The organism is Burkholderia sp. MSMB0856, from assembly GCF_001524645.2.
Lineage (GTDB): Bacteria > Pseudomonadota > Gammaproteobacteria > Burkholderiales > Burkholderiaceae > Burkholderia > Burkholderia diffusa.
The window spans coordinates 1-21,019 of sequence record NZ_CP013426.1 but is presented as its reverse complement, the minus strand read 5'-3'; the positions used below and the strand labels follow the sequence as shown (position 1 = coordinate 21,019).

At 62.1% G+C, this 21,019-nt stretch carries 22 protein-coding genes and 1 pseudogene; 17 read left to right on the top strand and 6 right to left on the bottom strand.

Annotated elements, in window-relative coordinates; translation table 11 throughout:
* Positions 1-7 precede the first annotated feature (7 nt).
* Genes WS87_RS00105 through WS87_RS00050 form a run of 12 tightly spaced genes read left to right on the top strand, consistent with a single transcriptional unit; the run spans position 8 to position 12,485 of the window.
* Positions 8-1,285, top strand: a complete 1,278-nt coding sequence (locus WS87_RS00105) for a TrbI/VirB10 family protein (RefSeq protein WP_107937966.1) — start codon at positions 8-10, stop codon at positions 1,283-1,285.
* Entirely contained in the window at positions 1,282-2,088 is an 807-nt protein-coding gene (locus WS87_RS00100) for a transglycosylase SLT domain-containing protein (RefSeq protein WP_107937965.1), read from the top strand. The genes WS87_RS00105 and WS87_RS00100 overlap by 4 nt, the downstream gene beginning before the upstream one ends.
* Positions 2,085-3,350, top strand: a complete 1,266-nt coding sequence (locus WS87_RS00095) for a TrbG/VirB9 family P-type conjugative transfer protein (RefSeq protein ID WP_107937964.1) — start codon at positions 2,085-2,087, stop codon at positions 3,348-3,350. Before WS87_RS00100 ends, WS87_RS00095 begins: the two co-directional genes overlap by 4 nt.
* A 29-nt stretch (positions 3,351-3,379) precedes the next feature.
* Positions 3,380-3,772, top strand: coding sequence for a lytic transglycosylase domain-containing protein (locus WS87_RS00090; protein WP_107938082.1), 393 nt, complete (start codon positions 3,380-3,382; stop codon positions 3,770-3,772).
* Positions 3,773-3,774: 2 nt separating this feature from the next.
* Positions 3,775-4,317 (top strand): toxin co-regulated pilus biosynthesis Q family protein, encoded by a 543-nt coding sequence (locus WS87_RS00085; protein WP_107937963.1) that lies wholly within the window; start codon positions 3,775-3,777, stop codon positions 4,315-4,317.
* A 5-nt stretch (positions 4,318-4,322) separates the two neighbouring features.
* Positions 4,323-5,927, top strand: a complete 1,605-nt coding sequence (locus WS87_RS00080; RefSeq protein WP_107937962.1) for a type II secretory pathway protein — start codon at positions 4,323-4,325, stop codon at positions 5,925-5,927.
* Between the two features lie 5 nt (positions 5,928-5,932).
* Positions 5,933-7,255, top strand: coding sequence for a type 4b pilus protein PilO2 (locus WS87_RS00075; RefSeq protein WP_107938081.1), 1,323 nt, complete (start codon positions 5,933-5,935; stop codon positions 7,253-7,255).
* Positions 7,242-7,826 (top strand): hypothetical protein, encoded by a 585-nt coding sequence (locus WS87_RS00070; protein ID WP_107937961.1) that lies wholly within the window; start codon positions 7,242-7,244, stop codon positions 7,824-7,826. The genes WS87_RS00075 and WS87_RS00070 overlap by 14 nt, the downstream gene beginning before the upstream one ends.
* The gene (locus WS87_RS00065) at positions 7,823-10,114 is read left to right on the top strand and encodes an ATPase, T2SS/T4P/T4SS family (protein WP_107937960.1); all 2,292 of its coding nucleotides are present in this window, start codon (positions 7,823-7,825) and stop codon (positions 10,112-10,114) included. The genes WS87_RS00070 and WS87_RS00065 overlap by 4 nt, the downstream gene beginning before the upstream one ends.
* A gap of 26 nt (positions 10,115-10,140) precedes the next feature.
* Positions 10,141-11,244: a type II secretion system protein gene (locus tag WS87_RS00060; protein ID WP_442861396.1), complete on the top strand. Its 1,104-nt coding sequence runs from the start codon at positions 10,141-10,143 to the stop codon at positions 11,242-11,244.
* 11 nt (positions 11,245-11,255) lie between these two features.
* Entirely contained in the window at positions 11,256-11,849 is a 594-nt protein-coding gene (locus tag WS87_RS00055) for a type 4 pilus major pilin (RefSeq protein WP_096506425.1), read from the top strand.
* Positions 11,850-11,858: 9 nt separating this feature from the next.
* Positions 11,859-12,485 (top strand): hypothetical protein, encoded by a 627-nt coding sequence (locus WS87_RS00050; protein ID WP_236873163.1) that lies wholly within the window; start codon positions 11,859-11,861, stop codon positions 12,483-12,485.
* Positions 12,486-12,536: 51 nt separating this feature from the next.
* On the opposite strand, the gene WS87_RS00045 is transcribed toward WS87_RS00050, so the two are convergent.
* Positions 12,537-14,075: an IS3-like element ISBmu11 family transposase gene (locus tag WS87_RS00045; RefSeq protein ID WP_107937958.1), complete on the bottom strand. Its 1,539-nt coding sequence runs from the start codon at positions 14,073-14,075 to the stop codon at positions 12,537-12,539.
* Positions 14,076-14,145: 70 nt separating this feature from the next.
* Between WS87_RS00045 and WS87_RS00040 the strand changes: the two are divergent.
* From WS87_RS00040 to WS87_RS00025, 5 genes and pseudogenes are all read left to right on the top strand, one after another.
* Positions 14,146-14,559 (top strand): annotated as a pseudogene (locus WS87_RS00040) (SMC family ATPase); the annotation flags it as partial.
* Positions 14,560-14,638: 79 nt separating this feature from the next.
* A complete protein-coding gene (locus WS87_RS33915) occupies positions 14,639-14,815 on the top strand; it encodes a hypothetical protein (protein ID WP_179952331.1) in 177 nt (58 codons plus the stop codon).
* A 22-nt stretch (positions 14,816-14,837) separates the two neighbouring features.
* Positions 14,838-15,032, top strand: a complete 195-nt coding sequence (locus tag WS87_RS00035; RefSeq protein ID WP_107937957.1) for a hypothetical protein — start codon at positions 14,838-14,840, stop codon at positions 15,030-15,032.
* A 57-nt stretch (positions 15,033-15,089) separates the two neighbouring features.
* Entirely contained in the window at positions 15,090-16,145 is a 1,056-nt protein-coding gene (locus tag WS87_RS34155) for a phospholipase D family nuclease (RefSeq protein ID WP_236873162.1), read from the top strand.
* Between the two features lie 71 nt (positions 16,146-16,216).
* Positions 16,217-18,019 carry a phosphoadenosine phosphosulfate reductase family protein gene (locus WS87_RS00025; RefSeq protein WP_107938080.1) on the top strand — a complete coding sequence of 601 codons (1,803 nt, stop codon included), beginning with the start codon at positions 16,217-16,219 and terminating at the stop codon, positions 18,017-18,019.
* Positions 18,020-18,165: 146 nt separating this feature from the next.
* On the opposite strand, the gene WS87_RS33395 is transcribed toward WS87_RS00025, so the two are convergent.
* The 5 genes from WS87_RS33395 to WS87_RS00005 all read right to left on the bottom strand — a co-directional run bounded on the left by WS87_RS33395 (position 18,166) and on the right by WS87_RS00005 (position 21,019).
* Positions 18,166-18,357 (bottom strand): hypothetical protein, encoded by a 192-nt coding sequence (locus WS87_RS33395; protein ID WP_159085600.1) that lies wholly within the window; start codon positions 18,355-18,357, stop codon positions 18,166-18,168.
* Between the two features lie 251 nt (positions 18,358-18,608).
* Positions 18,609-18,887 (bottom strand): hypothetical protein, encoded by a 279-nt coding sequence (locus tag WS87_RS00020; protein ID WP_107937955.1) that lies wholly within the window; start codon positions 18,885-18,887, stop codon positions 18,609-18,611.
* On the bottom strand, positions 18,871-19,329 hold the full coding sequence (locus WS87_RS00015) for a GNAT family N-acetyltransferase (RefSeq protein ID WP_159085599.1): 459 nt from the start codon (positions 19,327-19,329) through the stop codon (positions 18,871-18,873). The genes WS87_RS00020 and WS87_RS00015 overlap by 17 nt, the downstream gene beginning before the upstream one ends.
* A 210-nt stretch (positions 19,330-19,539) precedes the next feature.
* Complete coding sequence (locus tag WS87_RS00010) at positions 19,540-20,019, bottom strand: hypothetical protein (RefSeq protein WP_107937953.1); 480 nt, start codon at positions 20,017-20,019, stop codon at positions 19,540-19,542.
* A gap of 70 nt (positions 20,020-20,089) precedes the next feature.
* The gene (locus tag WS87_RS00005; RefSeq protein ID WP_107937952.1) at positions 20,090-21,019 is read right to left on the bottom strand and encodes a tyrosine-type recombinase/integrase; all 930 of its coding nucleotides are present in this window, start codon (positions 21,017-21,019) and stop codon (positions 20,090-20,092) included.

Below are 21,019 nucleotides of genomic sequence, written 5' to 3'. Positions count from 1 at the left end.
GGTCGGCATGGCAAAACAGATCGACCCGAGCAGCCCCGAAGAGAAAGCCTTGTTCAAGGGCAAGGTGCCGCGCAACGTCATGATTGCCATCGGCGCGATTGCCGCCGTTGCAATCGGCTCGCTGGGCTTCTACACGCAGACGCTCGAAGCCAACAAGGCAGAGGCAGAAGCGCTGAAGGCAAAGCGTGAACGAGCGGCCGAAGCGGTCGACAAAAGCAACGCTGACAGAGCTGACGTCGACAAGATCATCGAGCAACAACAGGCCGAAGCCCGTCGGCGCGCTGCGGAAGCAGCAGCGGCCGCAAGCGCCGCTGCTGCCACGAATGCGAAGAAGCCGACCTTGTCGGCGGACGCGGTCCTGCCGAGCGCAAGCACCGGCGAGCTCAAAGCGGCGAATGACCAGGACACGATCTATGTCTCGCCGATCTTCCGCCCGGGTGTCAAGGTGAAGGACGCCCAGCCGCAGCAGCCGCAATTGCCGAACGGCATCATCTCGCCGCAACAGATGCTGCTCCAGCAGGCGGCCGCTCAAGACGCAGCAACGAAAGAAGCGATGGCGCAGGCTGCTGCACTTGCTTCGCGCGGCGGCCAGGCTGCCGGACCGATGACGACTCAACAGCGCGACAACGCGTTCATGCGCGACGTCGCGCAGCTGAGCGAGGGCGACAAAGACTTTGCGCGAACCGGCTTTGTTGGCCAGTCGCACGGCTGCACGCTGTCGCCGCCGGCGAAGATCCCGGTTCTCTCGAACGAGGCGTTCAACTCGGATCGTCCCGGCACCGCATCGCTGATCGTCGAAAGCGACGTGTACGCGAACAATGGCGATGGGCGTTGCCTGGTGATTCCGTGGGGCACCACGATCGTTGCGCCCTACAGCTCGGACATTCAGCCGGGGCAGGAGTCGATTCTCGTCGCCGGCGCGGAGATGCGTCTGCCGAACGGCAAACACGTCCCGCTGTACGGCGCGCAAGGTGCTAACGGTGATGGCACGGCCGGCTTCAGTGGTGACGTGAACAACCACTTCCTGAAGATCTACTCGACCTCGTTCTTGACGGCGATTCTGGTTCGCACGTTCAGCAATAGCGATCAGAGCACGACGACGGGCCCGCTTGGTGTCACTCAAGTAGGCGGCACGGCTGGTCAGATCGCGGCGCAAACGGCGCAGTCGGTGCTCGACCGCTACAAAAACATCCCACCGACCATCACCTCGAAGCCGGGTGAACGGCACTTCATGATGAAGATCAATCGCGACATGGTGCTCGAGCCGTACCGGGGGTCGCGATGATCAAGCGCATGGCTCTCTTTGCGGCGATCGCGTTGGCGAGCACCTATGCTCAGTCGGCCGTGATCGCGCGGGTGATCAGCCCGGTGAGCATCGTGATTCAAGACGGCGCGACGCGCCAGGTCGCGATGCTGCCGGGCAAGCCGGTCTATTACTGCGGCCTCGACGCTTTCATCGAGTGGGCGTCGCCGCTGATTGGCCAGACCGTGCGCAGCTCACGTGAAGCCGGTATCACTGTCTCGATCGACGGGCGTGACGTCGCCCTCGACGACCTGTTCATCGACCGGGGCTGGCTGCAGCCACTCGTGCTGGATGACGGCGCGCAGGCGGCCCTCGCCGAGCGGCGAGGTGGATGGGCGTGCTCCCGGGCGGTCGTCCCGTTCGAGCTGCTGCACACCAACGTCGATCCGAAGATCCTCGCCGGTATCGCCCTGAACGAATCGAACTACCGTGGCCGCGCGTGGCCGTGGACGTTGAACGTCGCGGGTCAGGGCTTCTTCTTCGCGTCACGCGAGGAAGCCTACAAGGCGGTCGAGGCGCTGCTCGCTCGCGGGCGGTCGGATTTCGATGTCGGCCTCATGCAGGTGAACTGGCGGTATCACGGCAAGCGCTTCGCGTCGGCGTGGGACGCCCTCGCACCCGCGTCCAACGTTGCGGTAGCCGAAGCGATCCTCACCGACAACTTTGCGCGAACCGACTCGGTCGCGAAGGCGATCGCCTACTACCACAGCGCGAATCCCAATCCCGGTCGTTCGTACCTCACGCGGTTCGTTCGACACCTTTCCCTGATCGAGGCAGGCCTGTGATGCACACGACCAAGATTCTCGCGTGCGCCGCGTCGGCGATCGTGTGCGCGGCCGCATCGGCGGCGAACACGGACCCGTTCGATTTCGACTACGACATCCTCGGCAGCATCTCCGAGCGGCCAGCGCTGATCTTCAACGATGGCGCGAAGACCTACATCCAGCCTCGCGCGGGACAAGTCATTGTCGCCGAAGGCGGCCATACCGAAGGTCCGTATGTCGTCGTCGAAGGCACACCGGCGTCGATCACGTACAAAGTCGGTGCCCATTCGGCCACGGCTCGATGGAAGAAGGCGAACACGTTCATCGGCGGCACCGGCGCACTCGCTGCAATGAAGGACGATCAACCGGCTGGATTCGATGGCTTCACGAACCGACTGGTGCTGATCGGCACGCGCTCCGCGCTCGCGCCGGTTCGCGCGCTTCATGCATCGATGCCGGTCGGCAACGTCGTCAAATCGCTCGTTCCGCAGGGGTGGACGGGGTCGGCGCAGAAGGACGTCGACCTGACGACTTCGGAGTTATTCGCCACGCGTGATGGCGAAAACTGGATGCAGGCGCTCGATCGCTTGATGACGCAAACCGGGCTGTATGCGGACGTCGATTTCGGCGGGCGGCATGTGCGGTTGCATCGCGATCCGCCGAAGTCCGCCGCACTGAACTATGCGTCGTCCGGCCGCGATGCCGACGAGGCCGGTTTGAACAGCGTCGTCGCGCGTGTCACCGCGGAGCCTGCACCGGTGTCCCGGCTGGCCGAGCGCTTTGGCGCGCAGGCGATACGTGATGGCGACGACACGCATATGCAGATCCGCTTTACGGCGAAACCGGCAAAGACCGTCACGTTCACGACGCCGGATGGGAAGGCGTTGCGCACCAGCTGGGATGAGATCAAGAGCGTGATGACGATCGACCGCGCGGAACGTTTCACCGTGGCCGACGCGACAAGCCGCGTCGAGGTGACGCGCGACGCGAAGACGGTCTACGACTTCGATCAGCCGAACCCGACAAAGCTCGAAGCCGTGTTCGATCGCGAGGGCCGCACGTACTTCAAGTTCGCGGAAACGGTCGTGCGGGTCGGCGTGACGGATGTGCGGAACCTGGGCATCGGCGAGCAGAAGGGGCGCTACTTCATGTTCGAGGGCACGTCCGATCAGTTCACCGTGACGGCCGACGGCAACACGATCCACGTCAAGCGCCGCAAGGAAGTCATCTATCGCGAAACGCCGGACGCAACGCTGCAGGCGAGCGGAGGGCCAACTTCGTGAAGCACATCGTCTCGATCGCCGCCGCCGTGATGGTGGTCGCCGCGGTGCCGGCGCGCGCAGATTGCCTGGATGACGCGGCCGCATTTCATCGCGTCAATCCACGGCTACTGCGCGTCATCGCGCAACACGAGTCGGGCATGCGGCCCAATGCCGTGAATCGGAACACGAACGGCAGCGAAGACATCGGGCTCATGCAGATCAACACGTCGTGGCTGCCGACGCTGTCCCGCTATGGCATCCGTCGCGAACACCTCTTCAATGGCTGCGTGAGCGCGTATGTCGGTGCGTGGATCCTCGCGTCGAACGTGCGCCGCTTCGGGCCGAACTGGAAGGCGGTCGGCGCCTATAACGCGGTGACGCCGTCCAAGCAGCTCGTCTACGCCAGCGCGATCTATCGCCGCTTTATGCAACAGGGTCGGTAACCATGCAGAAGACACATTCGAATCAGGCGCGAGCACGCGCGATCGTAGCTGTAGCACTGGTCGCGCTCAGCGCCGCGGTGACTGCGGCACCTCAAGCAGCGACGAGCTCGATTGATGCGGACGGCTGGCAGGTACTGGCATCGGCGCCGAAAGCACCATCGGCGGCCGCCGAAAGCCCGAAACCGGCGCAGGCGATGCCGGCGAGCACGAGTGCGCCAGCGTCGTCGACCGACGTTGCTGCAGTCGAGTTGCCGGGTGCCAGTGCACCCGCCGCGAGCGGCACGCTCACGTTCTCCGTGACGCCGGCTGACATCAATCTTCGCGACGCGCTTGATCGCTGGCTGCAGCAGCACGGGTGGCAACTGGCATGGAAGATCGACGACGACTTGCCCCTTGAATTCAACGCGTCATTCACGGGCGACTTTACCTCCGTACTACAGCAGGTGATGAAGGCGACGAATCATATGCGTACGCCGACGCGCGCTTGCCGCCATTCGAACAACGTCATCCGCGTGATCGCACGCGCGGGCAACTGCCAGGACTGAGAACCATGCGCGTTCACCTTTTGAAATCCACGATCGCGATCGCAGCCGCCCTGATGGCCGCCGGCTGCGCGGTGACGCAGCAGGACGTCAACGACAGCTACGACGCCGCACATCGCACGATCTCAGATGCGCTCGGGAAAGGTCCGACGCCGATGGCGCTCGTCGAGGACGTGCCGACCGCTTTCCTCGGTGACCGGCTGGTGCCGCTCGCCTATGAGGCGACGCTGCCTGCGGTGTTCCGCGACAAGACGGTCACCCTTCCGGCGAACCTCGGTATCAAGCAGACCGCCACGCTAATTTCCACCGCGACCGGCTATCCCGTGCACCTGAGCCCGGACGTGTTCGTGCCGCGCGATTCGCTGGTGCCGGGGCAAACCGAGTCGAAAGGCCAGAACAGCGCCGCGCGGTCCGAGGAGCCGATCTACCGGCAGGCGTTTACCGGTCGAGCCGGGATGTACATGAAGAACATGACGACCGATCTCGGCCTCGATTGGTCCTTCGACGGCAGCACGATCAACGTGAATCGGTTCGTCACGCGCATGTACCAGATCGCGGCGATTCCGGGCAAGGTGTCGATCAAATCGACGATGAGCAAGGGCATGGACACGTCGACCGGCAATCAGTCGGGCAGCGGCGGCGGTGGCAGCTCGGGCGGCAATACGGGATCGTTCTCGGCGCAGACGTCGACCGGCCGCGAAGGCGACTTCGATCAGATCGCGGCGATCACGGCGGAAATCGACAAGTTGAAGTCGCCCATGGGTCGCGTGAGCGTGAACCCGCAGAGCCGACTAGTGATGGTGTACGACACGAAGGAAGCAGCGGACAACATCGGCAAGCTGCTCAAGCACGAGAACGCGATTTCGACGCGTCAGGTGGCCATCACGGTCCGCACGATCCAGATTGCGCTGAACAGGGGCAGCCAGGCGGGCATGAACGCGGACGTTGTGTTCAACGCGATGCACGCCGGCCTCGCGCGCTATGCAATCAGCTTCACGTCGCCGACCTCGCTTGCCACGGGTGGCGGCTCAGTCGGAGTGTCGGTGTTGCGTCCCGATGCGCCGTTCTCCGGCACCAATGCGGTCGTCAATGCGCTGAACCAGTACGGTCGCACGGTCCAGGACAACACGATGACCAAAATGACGCTCAACGGCCTGCCGGTGTCGGTGGCGTCGTTCAAGAGCGACGACTACCTGCGCTCGACCACGCCGTCGTCCGGCTCACTGACGGCGACGTCCGGCGGTGTGCCGGGCCTGACGCCGGGCACGATCACGACGGGCGATTTCGTGAACGTCCTGCCTGCGGTCAACGATCACAACCAGATCGTCCTCGCGTACTGGGCGGATAGCTCGAAACTCAACGGTCCGTTCACGAGCGCGGGCGCCGGGTCTGGTCAGACCCAGCAGCAGATCCAGCTGGCACACACGATCGGCACGAAGGACGACCAGACGATCGCACTGTCGGACGGGCAGACCATCGTGCTCTATGGCGCGATCACCGACCAGGCCGACAGTACGACGAACACTGGCATCGCCGGCATCACGGGTAGCTGGAACAAGGCGAAGACGTTCCAGATCATCATGCTGAAGGCGACGGTCGTTCCGTCGATGTGATGACGATGATGCACATCACGGAACCCCTGCCGACCGACAAGCGCGCACGCCTTGTATTCGGCATCGACTGGCGGGCCTACCCGGTGAAGGGCGGCAAGGCCGAGCGTCGACGCTATGCCGATGCGTTCGGTGCGACGCACTATGTGGAATTCAAGGTCGGCACCGAGCAAATTGGCGGCTTCGCGATGCCGGACATGTCGGAGTTGAAGGGCGCTCATTTGTACTCGGGTGCTGCGCGCGTCGCGCTGCACGATCGCATCAAGAACCGAGCCGCGGCGTTGGTCCTGCTGCAGGATGGCCAGCGCGTCTACACGGTGTTTGTGGTGCGTGGTGCGGTGCGCAGCGATGAGGTACTGACACCAGAGGCGGCGCAGTCGCGCCGTCTCGAGATCGAGCAGGAATGCCTGAAGGGCAACCTGTCGCTTGTGTCGCTCGGCATCGGCGACAGGATCGGCGACGTTGATGAACCGTTTCAGGCAAGCGAGCTGCTCGCAAACCGGAAGGTCGGTCGCATCTCGAAGCTGCCCGTGTCGGTCCCGACCATACTCCCGGTCGCGGCGATCGTAGTGGGTGCATTCCTCGGTGTCCCGAAGCTGATGGACGTGCTTTCGCCGCCGCCGCCGCCACCTCGCGCACCAACGTTCGCTGAACAGTACGCAGCGGCCGTGCAGGAGACGTTCGCTAAGCCGCAACCACGTGCGTCGGCGCTTGCGCCGGCGTTACTGGCAGCCGTGGGCGGATCGGAGACCGTCATCAAGGGATGGCTGTTTCAGGAAGCAAATTGTCAGACGGCGGGCTATTGCACGGTCACGTTCCGCCGTCATGGCGGCACTTTCTCCGGCTTCGATCAGGCCGCAACCGCAGGCATGCGTCCGGTGGCATTTGCGCGTGATGGCCTGACGCTCACTTCGCGCGGCGCGGCGGTGCCTGCTGTCGCGTCGTTGACAGAAAGCGAATCCACTAAATGGCCCTCCGCACAAGCATTCATCGACCAGTTGCAGACGCCACCGCAACGGATGTCGGCGCAGCCGTATGAGCTGCGTTCGTACGGATACACCGTTTCGCTTGGCGAGGCTCGTCCGCTGATTGCGATGTCCGGCGCCGGCGCCCATATCGGCCGTCTGATCAAACAGGGCGACTGGACGATCGAAGGCTTCCGCTGGCAGTCGCCGCTCCTGGAAAAGCTGCCCGCCAACATGGCGCTCGAGTCGCTGAAGGTGGAGTTGCGTCTCAAAGAAGGCGTTGGGCCGACGACCAGCAGCGATACCGGCGATTCGCCGTACGGCGTCCACTTCACCGCGAAGGGAAAATACTATGTCTTTGATTAAGCACGTCCTCATCGCGGCGGCGGCCGCCGGTTTCGCCGTGTCCGCACATGCCGACCCCGTCGGCGCCAAGCTCTCGATCGACGACATCGACCAACTGGCTCGAGCCAACGTTGTTCGTAGTCTGGGTGGGACCGCGCCGGGTGCCGGGATGTTACCGCCGGGTGCGATGTCTCAACCGCAACCGGGCATCGCCGCTAGCGGCGTTGCCGCTAACGAATCACCGAAACCCGTCGAAAAACCGATGCGGCCGACTCGAGCCCATGCTGAGCCGGTTTCGTTTCTCGGCGCATTCAACGATGAAGCGGGCCCACATGTCCTGTACTCGTATCGCGATGCGATCTATCCCGCACGCGTCGGTGCGACGCTGCTCAACGGCTGGAGCGTCAAGGCTGTTGACGGCTACGCAGTCACCGTGGCGGAAGGCAAGCGGACGTGGAAAGAGCCGATTCGTGGCGAAGCGCCAGTCCAGATGTCGCCGGCGACGGCCGCAGTTCGCTCGCTGGTGGACTTGAGCTCGCCATTGCCCCCAGGCGCACCGTTGCCGGGTATCCCCCTTGGAGGCACCCGATGAGCTTCTTCTCGGAAATGGAAACGCCGGAGCCGACCAAGCGCGGTTTCTTCGGCCGCCTCAAGGCGCTGAAGCCGGGTTTCGTGGACAGCTCGGCGGCGGCGATGCCCATCGTCGGACGGGAGCCGACCGACGATGGTGAGTCGACACCCGTGCAGGATCCGCGTGAGCCGCGTTTCAAGACCGCGAGCAAGCCTGTCAATCCTCGACAGGCAAATCATGGCCAGCCGATGACGATGGGCATGATGTTGCGCCGGGCACAACAGGAAATCGAAGACGTCGAGGTTTTGGGTGAGAACGTTGGTACGTCGCCCTCGGAAGGGGCGGCGGCCGCGATGCAGAGTGGCGCAATGGCTCGGGAAGCGGCAGCACAGGCTTCGGAAGCGAATGGCGACTTTGCAGCCTCGTCGTCCAATGTCCAAACCGGTCAAGAACCGGCTCCCGACGAAGCGATTGAACCAGGCGCTGAAACTGCCAAGGGCGCGTCCGCCGCGCCGGAGGAATCGACGCGCATTCCGGTAGAGGAGGTATCCGCAGACGAAGCCACCATGCAGCAGGGCAGCGGCTACGACGAACCGCCGACCGTTCGGCGCATCGGAATGGATCTCGCCGAGGGGCCGGAAATGGCGATCGAGACGGGGCGCCCACGGCTTGTGTCTGCCGAATCCCTGACGTTCAAACGCGTGTTGTGCCAACGCGACCCGAATGCTGCGCTCGCCGTGAGCGATGCGGCTCGGCACGAGTTCATCGCAGTCGAGCTGCAGGCCGGTATCTCGATCGTGGTCGCGACGCAGCGATTCCACGACGGCCAGCTCTATGCGACCTATCTGAAGGACCTCGCGCGCGCGGATATCTCGATTCACGAAGAAATGGTTGCGGACGAGGACGTGATTGCGGCCCTCTATAGCAAGGAGAAGCAGCGCGCGTCTGCGTTCGTGCCGGAGGCGTCCCGCGCGATTGGGGTTTTCCGAGATGTGATTGAGGCTGCCAAGGCATACGGTGCCGGCGATGTGCATTGGGAATACCGAGACTTTGCCGAGGACGTTGAGCTCCGGCTGCGTGTCGACGGCGACCTGTACTCGTATCGGCAGATGCCGAAGGCACTTGTGCGTCGTTCGTTGTCGGCCGCCTATCAGGACCTCGTCCAGCGAAATACCAACTCGGGCGAGACGTTCCAACCGACTGCACCGCAGTCCGCGATGATCCCGCTCGTCGCACACATGGATATCGTCAATATCCGCTGGCAGAGCGCGCCGCTCGTCGGTGGATTCGACGTCGCGCTGCGGTTGCTTGACGGCAACTTCAAGCATGTGAACGTGTTGCTGCCGCACGAGATGGGGCTTGAGCCAAGCCAGCTGGCGATCATCGAAAGCCTGGGCAAAGTCACGGGCGGCGCCACTTTCCTGACCGGGGAGACCGGCTCGGCGAAGACCACGCTTCTGCGCGCGATGTCCTACCTCGTCCCGAATCGCGATCGCATCAAGCAGTTCGCTGTCAATGAGCCGTCCGAGGTGCCCGCTCCGTGGCTGTCCGACATTTCGATTCAGCGCCGACCGGGCGAGACCGAAGAGGACGCGAACCGGAAGATTGTCGAAGTGATCCGCACGCTGATGCGCATGGACCCCGACGACCTGACGATCGGGGAGGTACGGGATGCCGTGCTCGCGGGCCTGGTTGCGGAACTGGCGCTGACCGGACACCCGGTTCGCGCGACGCTTCACGGCAACAGCATTCTCGGTGCGGTGATGCGGCTGGTCGGTGGCCGCCTGAAGCTGCCGATGGACGAAGTGGCGTCGGGAAGTTTCCTGAACGCTGTCGGCAACCAGAAGCTGATTCCGAAGCTGTGCCCGCATTGCAAGCGCTCGGCACGTGACGTTTTGACGCCGCAGCAGATTGCAACGCTCGAGCAGAAGTTCGGACTCGACCCGTCGACCATGGCATGTCGAGATGAGTACGGGTGCGAGCATTGCCGACGCCCGGGATTGTTCACGCGGTCCGGCAAAGTAGCCGCCGGCGTCAAGGGACAGACGCTCGCGATGGAACTGTATCGCCCGACTCCGGAGTTCCTCGAGCGCGTCGCAGAGCGCGACTGGCGAGGTGCGGAGCAGGTCTGGCGCACGGGCCGGAAGACGGATTTCTCGGACGCTGACATGACGGGCAAGACGGTCTATGAGCACGCGCTATACAAGGCGTCGCAAGGTCTGATCGATCCTCGCTTCATCGATGAGTCGATGTGCGCGTTCGACGCTTACCGCGTCTTTCCCGATTCGGATGGGGTAATTCCATCGTGATCAAAGCCCTTGTCTATTGGATCGTCATGGCGCTTCCGGCGACGGAACGCATGCGTGTTGCGACCTGGAGGTTCCGCGCGTTGCGCGAAATGTTCTATCGCGAAACGCGACTCGACGTGGCGAAAAAAGGGCTGCGGAACAGCGAAACGCTGCTCGAACGATTGACGACACTCGAGCAGCGCCATCGCTCTCGCAAGAACCTGTCGTGGCCGGCGTTCCAGAAGATCGCGCAGCGCATGCGCGCTGGCGATGATTTCGCAACGGCGATGAAGCCGTTCGTCCCCACCGACGAGTTCGTGCTGCTTGAACTGGCAGGCCAATCGCCGCGCGCCGACGCCGCGATCCGCGGCCTGGAGCTTGCCGAGATGGCGGCGCATGCGAAAGGTGTGCTGTCGGCGACAACGTCGATGCAGATCGCCTATCCCGCGTTTCTGATCGTCTACCTGTACGCGTTTTGCGTGCTGTTCGGGTCCGAGATCCTGCCGGCGACGCTGGACGTGCAACCTCTCGAGAAGTGGTCCGCGTTCGGGCAATTCGTCTACGCCTTCGACACCTTCTGTGCGAACTACTGGTGGCTGACGAGCTCCGTCGTCGCGGGACCGGTGGCGGGCTATTTCTATACGCTCAAGCGCTGGACGGGTGAGCGGCGAAACAAGGTCGATGCGATGCCACTGATGTGGCGCAATCGGCGCGACCTTCGAGCGGCGCTGCTGATCGTATCGCTGGCTGGATTGTTTGACTCGGGGCTGACGCTGCGCGCGGCACTGGACCGGCTGACGAAGGCGGCTGACCCCTGGATGAGTTGGCACCTACGGCGGATGAGCACCAGATTGACCGCGAATCCAGACAAGCCAATGCAGGCACTCGATACCGGGATCTTCTCGGAGACCACCATCGACATCATGACCGACGCGGCCGGCCGTGATCAGTTCGTTGAGTCAATCAAGGAACTCGGCCAGCACTCTCTGTCTCGCGTGGTCGAGGCAGTAAAACGGAACGCAAAAATCACGCACTACGTACTGTTGGGTGGAGCGGTGCTGCTGTTCCTTGTGTTCGGCCTCGGGTCGTACTTCGCAACCGGCGCAGTCGCATTCGATGGTGCGTCCACTTCCCTCAATCAAAAATTCTAGGAGCAAGCGACATGAACAAGACCAACAAAATGAACACGGGCAAACGACTGTACATCGGCAAAGGGCGCCGCAAGCAAAAGGGCGAGCTTTCCCTGGTCGAAGCGGCGGGCGTGATGGCCGCGGCCGCGCTGATTGCGCTCGTTGTGTACATGGGGCGGGGTTACGTGATGGACCGGATCCATGCGATGCAATTCAAGAGCGAAGCGCAGTACTTCGTGAGCGGCATTCAAGATGCGACGGCGGGTGAGATCGACTTCTCAGGCGTCACCATGCTGTCGCTTACGCAAAACCGTGCGTTCGACACGGCCGGACGTCGCCTGAACAAAACCTCCGGTGCGCTGACGGGCATCTTCGGGGGCGCGGTGACGGCAGCACCGGCCACCGTGACGGCGACGAACGACGCGATCGCGGTGACGTACCCGATCCCGGCCACCGTGTGCGCACTGTCGGCCGATTCGATTTCGGAGGCCTATACGCAGGTGAAGGTGAACAACACCACGATCTCCGGGCCGTCGACGACGTTCAGCTCGGGCACGGCTGCCACGGCGTGTGCGTCTGCAGGCGCGACTGCGAGCGTGATCATGTACGCGACCAAGGGCAACTAAGGAACGACGATGCTCAGCATCATTGAAGCCGTGATCGTGCTGGTCGCAACTGCGCTCATGACGTTGCAGGGTATCCAGCACGACGTCGAAAAACGCCGGCAAGACGTGCTGAGCGTCGAGGGGAAGAATCAGGCGGTAATCAATGCCGCACTGTCGAAATGGGTGACCGACAAGTACGCGTCATTGGTGGGGCAGATGGTCGGCTCGAAAGCGACGGCTGTCACTCCGCCGACGTTCGCGGATTTGCGCGCAGGCGGATATCTGAAGGCGGACTATGCCACCGGACCGATCTGGGGCGGTAGCTACATGATTCAGATGAGCGTCGGCCCGGATAACTGTTCGACCGGATCCGGCTCGTGCCAGGTGTCCTACGTCTTCTATTCGTCGCAACCCGTGACTCGACTCGGGCAGCCGGACGTGTCTGGCGCTGGCGTCGTGGCACAAGCAGCCGGCAACGACTTCGGGTTCTCGACCAGCCAGAATCCCGCGACGATCAAGGGGCTGAACGGAGCATGGCAGGCGGTCAACCCGGTGCCTGGTGCGCCCGCAGCGATTGTGATGGCAACGAACGGTCCGTCGTCGGACGGAAACTCGGTGTTTATCCGGCGTGATGGCTCATTGAAGTGGACGTGTTGATAGACGACCAAAACTGACCCGTTGGGGATGCGGCTATTTTCTTGGACTGATTTACGTTGCTAACCCGAGGCTTTCACGGTACTCGATGGGGCTGAGATAGCCAAGGGAGCCCTTGATCCGTTTCTCGTTGTACCAGCGAACGTAGGCGTCCAGTACCTCAACGAACTCCGCGATGGTCGTCGAACGCCAGTCTCCTGTATAGAACATCTCAGTCTTTAGCCTGCCGAAGAATCCCTCACAGGCCGCGTTGTCCGGTGAACAGGCTTTACGCGACATGGAGGGGATCAGCTTAGCCTTCGCAACCCGCGATAGCCAGCCAGGCCAACGGTAGTGGCCACCCCGATCGGAATGCACGATCGGCGTCTCGTCGTCCTCGGTCACGGTCTCAATAGCCGCATCTAGCATGGAATTCACGAGCTCTGCGTCGGGGCTTGTGCCAATCGACCAGCTGACTACCATCCCATCGAAGCAGTCGATCATGGGCGATAGATATACCTTCCCCGCAGGAATCTGGAACTCGGAAATATCCGTCACCCACTTTTCGTTGGGGGCGTTCGCGTGGAAATCGCGATTGATGATGTTATCTGGGGCAGGGCTGATTTCCCCGATATAAGAGCGATATCGGCGCCGCTTGGGCCTTGCTGCGTGGAGGCCGCCTTGTTTCATGAGGCGACGCACGACTTTCTCCGATAGAAACACTCGTTGCCTGCTAAGCGCTGCTTGCACCCGACGATAGCCGTAGGATCGGTGATTGTCCTCGAAGATCTCTGCAACGGTACGACGGACATCTGCATATTTGTCGGCAACCCGTATGGGCGACCGATGATAAAAATAGGAGCTGCGCGCCAGGTCCAACCGCTCAAGCAGCTCAGTCAAACCGTATTCTTCTCTCAGGGCGTCAACCAGCTTCGTCTTCTCCCGATTGCTCAGGAGTGGCAGGTCGACGCCCAGGTCTTTTTTTACGAGTTCATTCGCCTTCTTCAACAGGTCGTGTTCAAGCTTCAGATTGCGAATGTCGCGCCGGAGCTCTTCGACCTGCCGCTCCAGTTCGTCCCGATCCGTCTCTGATGGTGATCCCTTGTCGCGCTTCATGGATGCGGGGGTCCCTCGGCCGAGTAACTGGTTTTTCCAGTTGTACAGCGACACCCTGTCGACGTCCAGCTTTTGCGCCACCGCCTGTGCACTTCCTTCCCGTGTGCACAGTTCGTACACCGCGAGCTGCCTGGTCGCCAATGACACGGCCGGTCGGCCTGCCTTGCCAACCACGCGTTTCCTGGTTTCCGGATAGCGCTCGCGAACCCACGCCGTCAGTATCTGCCGACAGGGATAGCCTAATGCCCTGAGGGTGAAGCTGAAGCTGCGCCCGTGATTGACGTAATGCTCAAGTGCCAGGTTCTTCTGTTCTTCTGAGTACTTTGGCTTTACGCGAACATACTCTTTCTGCAGATCGCCACTCTTCTCGAATTCCTCGCACCACGCCTTGAGAGAATTCTTCGTCGGGTAACCCAACTGGCGGATTGTCGCCTTGACGCGCTTTCCGAGTTTCAGGTACAGCTCGACCGCCCGAACGCGGTCTTCGTATGAATACATGGACTACCTCCAAAGTAGTCCAAGATTTTGTCCGCATCCCCAGTGGGTCAGTTTCTGGTGAACATCAACAAACGACCTGCTGCTTGCGTGCTACGGCACGCGGTTCACGGTCGAGATCCAGACGCAGCGCACGTTGGCCAATGGTGCCACGCGCGAGGGATTTGAAATCCTCGTGCACGACGCCGAAAGCGACAGCAGCAAAGCGGTTGGCGTGATGTCTGGTGGTCAGAAGGTGTGGATCAACGAATGCCTGACACGGGGCGTCGCCCTGTACATCGCTGGTAACGCGGGACAACCGTACGAGACGCTGTTTAGCGACGAGTCGGATGGTCCGCTTGATCCTGATCGCAAGGTGCAGTTCATGCGTATGAAGCGCGAGGTGCTGCGTCAAGGCGGGTATGCGCGAGAGTTTTTCATCTCGCAAACGCCCGACCTGATTGCGGAGGCCGATGCGGTCATCGACGTGGCCGCACTCGCGAGGTAGTGCAGCACACATTTTTAACCCTGGTGGGGACCGTTCCCCACAGGGGCGTTCCTCGCCTTTTTTCTTTTCGAGGAACGCAATGAAACTGAAGTCCAACTCTGTTGCTCTGCATCGAAGCCTGACGGTTTCGGTTCGCCCGAAACCCATCCGCATGGGTACGGAGCACGTCTACGAGCTGAACGGCTCGCGGCTGCGCGACGTGCTGATTGATGGGCGCTGGGTGACGGTGGCCGCTACGGCTGTCGTCGTGTCCTGAATCGCCGACGGAGGAGTGTTCGATGGACGGGATGACGAACCTGGTGATGCTGTTGATCGCGATGCACGGCGGCTCGCAGCCGCCGGCACCGGCCCTGCGCTACGTGGTGGCTTCGCAGGCCGTGAATAGGCGGCCGCCGATGAATACGGACGCGGTCATCTGCAAAGATGGCCAAGTTCACACTTTTCCCGCAGGGCACCCCAAGCCCTGCATCTAATCCGTTGACCAGCGGCCCCGCTCTCGCAAGAGAGTGGGGCCTTTTTTAAGGCGTTATATGCCACTCCTGAATGTTGATCTTGTTCAGCTCGCGTCGAGTGTCGTGCCGGAAGGCGCGCGAGATTCGTTCGGCTCGATGTCGGTTCGGGCGCGTCTGGCGACGCTATCGATCATCGCCGATCAAGCAGAGAACTCGTCGGTGCGTGATGTTGCACTGCATGCGCTGACGGTGATCGACGCCCCGGCATACGTCGGGCTTTCGGCGGTTCGGATCGCGCTCCAAACCAGCTGCGCGCTACTGCGCGTTCCCGCCGATCGCTTCGACTTTCTCGTTGCGGTTGGCAGTTCAGCTGTTCCGCAGAAAGAGGGGTACGCGGAGTTCGTCAAGTGGCCGCGGAAAGACAGCGATCGGTGGCTTTTGACCGTCGCGCGTGATGTGGCGAAAGCATTGGCGAACCGCAAATTCGTTCGTCACAACGTTTCGATGCCGTATCTCAACGCCCGGCACGGGAATGGGGCGGCGCTTTTCTTTTCCGTTGGAGATACCTCTATGAAGAAGCAAATCGGTTGGGTCGTGCTGGTGGCATGGCTGTGCTGTTGCGTTGCGATCGCGCTGGGCGGCCGCGCGCAGGCGCAGCCCCTGCCGCGGGTCGAAATTGGGTTCTCGCCGGATGGCGGCGCTGAAGCGCTGGTGCTGCGGACGATCGGTGAAGCGCGCCAGTCGATTCGCGTGCTGGCCTACTCGTTCACCGCACCGGCGGTAACTCGAGCGTTGATCTCGGCGAAGCGGCGAGGCGTCGACGTCGCGGTGACGGTCGATGCGCGCAGCAACCTTGACGAGGATCGCAGCGGCCGAGCACGTGCCGCGCTCGGATCGCTCACGTACGCCGGGATTCCGGTTCGTGTCGTGAGCAGCTACGCGGCGCAGCACTCGAAGATCCTGATCGTGGACAACGTGACGGTACAGACGGGCAGTTACAACTATTCGCAACAGGCGGCCCGGTACAACTCGGAGAACGTCGTGGTGCTGCGCGGCGACGCGCGGATCGCCGACGTCTATCTGAAGAACTGGGAATCGGTCTCCGCGCGCGGCGAACTCTACCGCGCGCCCTGATCGGCATGTATCCTCAACCCATGCGGGAATGGCTCCCGCATGGGGCTGTTCCCGTGCAAATGGAGCAGCATATGTTTTCTGAAATCTTGGCGAAGATGGAATCGGCGATCGACGCACTTGTCGCGCTGATTCGACAGGGTTACACGCTGTCGAATGCTCTGAGCGGCGGAAAGGATTCAACGTGTACGGCGATCCTGATGCTGGAAGCCGTGCGGCGTGCCGGCACCGACGTGTCGCGCGAGCACTTCATGACGAGCGCAGACACGACAATCGAAAATCCGAGTATGCACTGGCACCTCCAGGCCATGCTGGACGAGATCCGCGACGCGAATCACGATGCGGATGTCCCAGTTTCCGTGCACGTTGCGAAGCCGTCCCTAGCGTCGCAGTTCGTCGTTGCGACGATCGGGCGCGGGACGCTTCCCCGCACCCCGGAAAACGGGGTGAAGAATGGAAAGCGCATACGTGCCTGTGCCGCGGACTGGAAGGTCGATCCGCAAAATCGCCTGCGCGTCACGCTCGAGCGTTTGGCGGCCGCCGGCGGAAGTAGCGAAGTCGTCACCATCCTCGGCAACCGATTCGGAGAAAGCGGCAGTCGCGCGGCGGCCATGGCCGCTCGCAACGAGAATGCGCTGAGACCCGTCCGGAATGCGGACGGATTTCTCACGTTTTCGCCGGTCGCCGAGTGGTCCACCGACTGCGTTTGGACGATGCTTTCGCTCTTCGCGGAGGATGCAGGTCGCCCCTTTCCGTCGCCCGTGTCCAGCGAGTCGATCCGGCGGCTCTCGGATCTATACCGCGCTGGCAACGAGGGGACATGCGGTGTGATTCTGGGAGAGGGCGGCGCGCGTGCCGCGTGCGGTTCTCGATTCGGATGCGCGTTCTGTTGCGTGACCGGCGAGCGTGATCGTTCGATGGAGTCGATGGTGAAGGAAGCTGGCCACCGTCATCTGGAGGGCCTGAATCGCTTCCGCAACTACCTGATGGCCGTGCAATGGGATCTCGGCCGTCGCGAGCTCGTCGGCCGGAAGCTGAGCGACGCCGGGTATCTCGCGGTCAAGCCGGACGTTCTGTCGTACCTGGAGCGTGTTCGATTGCTGCAGTACCTGCTGACGCTTGACGCGCTTGAGGTCGAGCGCGCTGAGCGGCATGAGGCCGCGCTGGCCACGGGCGAGATACCTAACACGCCGGAGAACCGGGCGCTCTGCGACGTGCAGTTCGAGATGATCACGCCGGCGCAGCTGGTGGCGATCGATTTTTATCTCTCGATGCACCACTACGCGCCGCACGCGTTTCCAGCTCTGTCGGTCTGGTTCGACGTGCATAGGCTCGGACGGCGCTACCATGTGCCGGTTGTGGACCCGCTGCCGAAGATCGACATCCCGCATCATGGATGGTTCTTTGTCGGCGCGTACGATGCCGAGGTGCCCACGGATGGACTTCGCGATTACGCTGCGGAACAGTGGAATCGCTACCTCCATCCGGGGCGACCGGGCCGATTTGCACGCACGAGGTCCGGTGAGCAGATTGTCTATTTCGAAGAGAGCGACCAGTTCGACGTGGACGTCGAGGCTGCGTGCGCGTTCGTGAGCTGCAGCTTCGATGCTGGCTGGTCCGTGAAGGCGCGGCAGCACTCGGGGATGGAGTCGGCACGGTTCTGGCTGAACGAGGGCATTCTTCGGCTTCCGGAAGGTATGGCGGGCCGGTATCAGGAGATGGCCAAGCGTGGGCAGTACTTCGCACATCTGGCCGAGCGACACAACCTGACGCCGGCCGAGCTTGATCGATTTCTCGTCGACCGCGCGATATCGAACACCGAGCACCTCACGATGCTGAATCTGGCGCCTGTCGATCTGTTTTCGCACGCAGCTTAACCGATGGCACTCATGGACAAAGCCCGACACTCACACACATGTGTCGGGCTTTTTTTCTCTGGCGGCCCGCAGACGCGTATTAGAGGGTAGGGTCTTCTACTTTTTTCCGAGCGACTGGTGATGGAATGCAGTATCGGCTACGGGCCTCAAGGAACCAGCTCTCCACCCGATAGCAAGTGGGCGCTAAAGCCGAAAACGACAAGGATTAGCCCGGCCACAGCCTGCATGTCGTGCGAGAGACCGATCCTCCCGATAAAATCCAAGTGCGCCTGCATTCCGGACACGACAAGTACGCCACCAATGAAGGTAAATGCTAAGGTGAGGACCTTAATTCTCATTCCGTGTTCCTGTCATTCTTCACGTTGTGGCCAACGGCCCTGGCTTACCACTGCATAGCCAACCGGAATGAGTGCGCGATGGGTGGGCCACGCCATGAGGAAACTTGCAGAGCAACCCAACGCAGCCAGCCACCAGGAGTTCGGCACGCCGGCACCGATGAGCAGACTGGCCGTGGCAAGGACATGTGCGACAACCCACGACGTGCGATCGCCGGGCGATACGTAGTCGAAAATGGATCTCATGCCGGATATTAGCGTTGGCGTTTGAACAGAAGGACGAGGAGCAAGATGCCCGATACTACGGGAAACGCCTTGACCATTGAGACGGTGAAGCCCACGAGCATGGCGATGCCGGCAACGACGACCATCACGACGAGACCGGCTCCCAAAGCGTACAGCGGCGCAAATACCAGCCACCAATTGAATTCAACTTGCTGCTGGGCAGCCGTCTGTCCGTCAACCGGAACGTCAATGCGTCGGAGCCAGAAAGGCAGCTTGCGTGTTGTGTCCCACTCAGTCTTTGGGGTCATTAGCTTTCCAATGGTTGGATGGCCGCATTGCCGATCGAATCGCCATCACTTCATACTGCGTCAAGCCCAACCTGATTTTCAGTTGACGCTTACGAGTCAAGTGCGTCCAGAATTCTATCGCGTCTTCTTCGATGTCGATTGGTACCTGCGTTGAGCAACTCGAGTGTCGCAAGGCAAGCTTCAGAAGCATTGCCGCAATTCCCCGGTTGCGAAATTCAGGGGAGACGAGGATATCCACGACGTAGCAACTGTCCGTTTGCGTGAATGGCTCGGCCACTACCCGTCCGATTTCTCCGCCGTACTGACCACCCCTGGCCAAAATGATGAAGTGATCACCTAGCTCGATCGGGGCGCTGTAGCAGAATCGGTCTTTCGGACCGGGGCGATTGCTTTCGTAGTTCCGGCGGAGCAAGCCTAGTCGGCGTCTGATTTCTGCATACACGGTGTTTCCTGTCTCTCGTAGCCCTTGGCATTTAGCCTCGAAATGTCCCACTGGGCAGTGTAAATAACGGCATTTCGCAGTCTCTCTTTAGTCCGATTTGTGTCGGACGGGCGGCTCGATGAGATGGACGTAAGGAGGTGGCCGAGCGCGGGCAAACGGAAGGTCCGGCACGCCCGCGATTCGGCGCTGTGGCCCCGTGGCGGCAGTATGCTATGCCGCCTCAGGGCGGTTCAGCACTGCCGCGAGGTGGGTATCCGGCGGCGTCGGCGTGGCGTGCGCCGTCTGAATTCGCGCGCGGCCGATCACGAGGTTCCGTGAATCGATCGAGATGCGCTCGATATGGCGGCCGCGTGCAGCGCGCTCGGGGGTCTGCTGGTACGGGTGGCCACGTTGAATGTAGTCTTCGAGATCCGGCTCGGGGAAGACGATGTGGTGCGTGTCGCCCTCCGTCAATGCGACGCAGAGCATCGAGAATGGGATCCCGGCCAGCTCGCGATCGGCGATTCGATTCAGGATCGCGTCACGCGTCTGATGATCCGCAGTCAGGTTGGCAGTCTGGTCGTTGCGGTGGGTGATCTGAACGATGACCTGCTTCTGGTTGTCCCGCGATTTGATGAACCTGTATCGACAGGAGGCAATTTCGCCACTCGCGAAGTAGATGAGGTCGGTGTAACGCGTTACGTAGTCCATACGAATACTCCGATAGGAAAGACGCCAGCGGAAGTGCTGGCTTCTTCAGGCTATCGAGGCGGTTCGGAAGTCAAGCTGCGGTGTGAGCTTGCGGCGAAGGCGAGAGGGTTGCGCGAATCCGGACCACCGTTCGCTGGCTCGTGAGGCCCAGCGCGCGCATGACGTCGTCGTTGCTCTTGCCGGCGAGCAGCAGGCGCCTTGCAAACGTGTTCCGCAGGGTGCGCGGGCTCATATCGGGGAGCCGAATGTCGATCGCGAGGAGTTCGTCTCGAACGATGCGCCCGAGCATCTCGTCGGTCATCGGCCCGCCTGCGCGAGGGGACGGGAACAGCAGTAGGTTGTCGGCGGCCGCAGACAGGTTCCGCCATTGCGTGAGCGCCGGTACCGCGAATTCGGCTATGTTGACCCGGCGTGCTTCGCGCGGGCCGCGCTTCGGGATTTGGAGGTGCGGCCGCGCCGGCGACAGGTCGAGGTCGACGGCGGTCGCCTGCCGGATTTCCTGCGCGGTGATGCCGGTCGAGAGCAATAAGCCAACGATGGCGCGGTTCCGCAACGCGCGATCGTCGAGCCCATCAATGGCTCGGATCGACGCCTGCAGTCGATGATCATCGGCTTCGAGCAGGTACACCGGGACGGGTTCGTCCTCCGGCCACGTCTGCGTCAACGCATAGGCGGCCGCTGGATTGGTCTTGCGCACGCCGACGTCGACCAGGTGTCGGCCAAGCCTGTCGAGAAGCTTCTCATAGCGCAGGCGCGTCGTGGTGCCGGGTTTGCACCGGCGATCGAGATCAGCGAAAAACGATTCGAGGTGGTCGGGCCCGAAGGTGGCCAGCGACCGTTGAGCGGCGGCGAGGTGGCGCATGAAGCGTTCGAACATCGCTTCGTGCTGGACGATTGACCGCGGCGAGAATGCGCGCCGATCGGCGCCGGCGGCTTCCGTGCGTTGCCACTGCTGATAGGCCTCGGTCGGTGCCGACAGCCAGAGAGTCGGTTCGTCCAT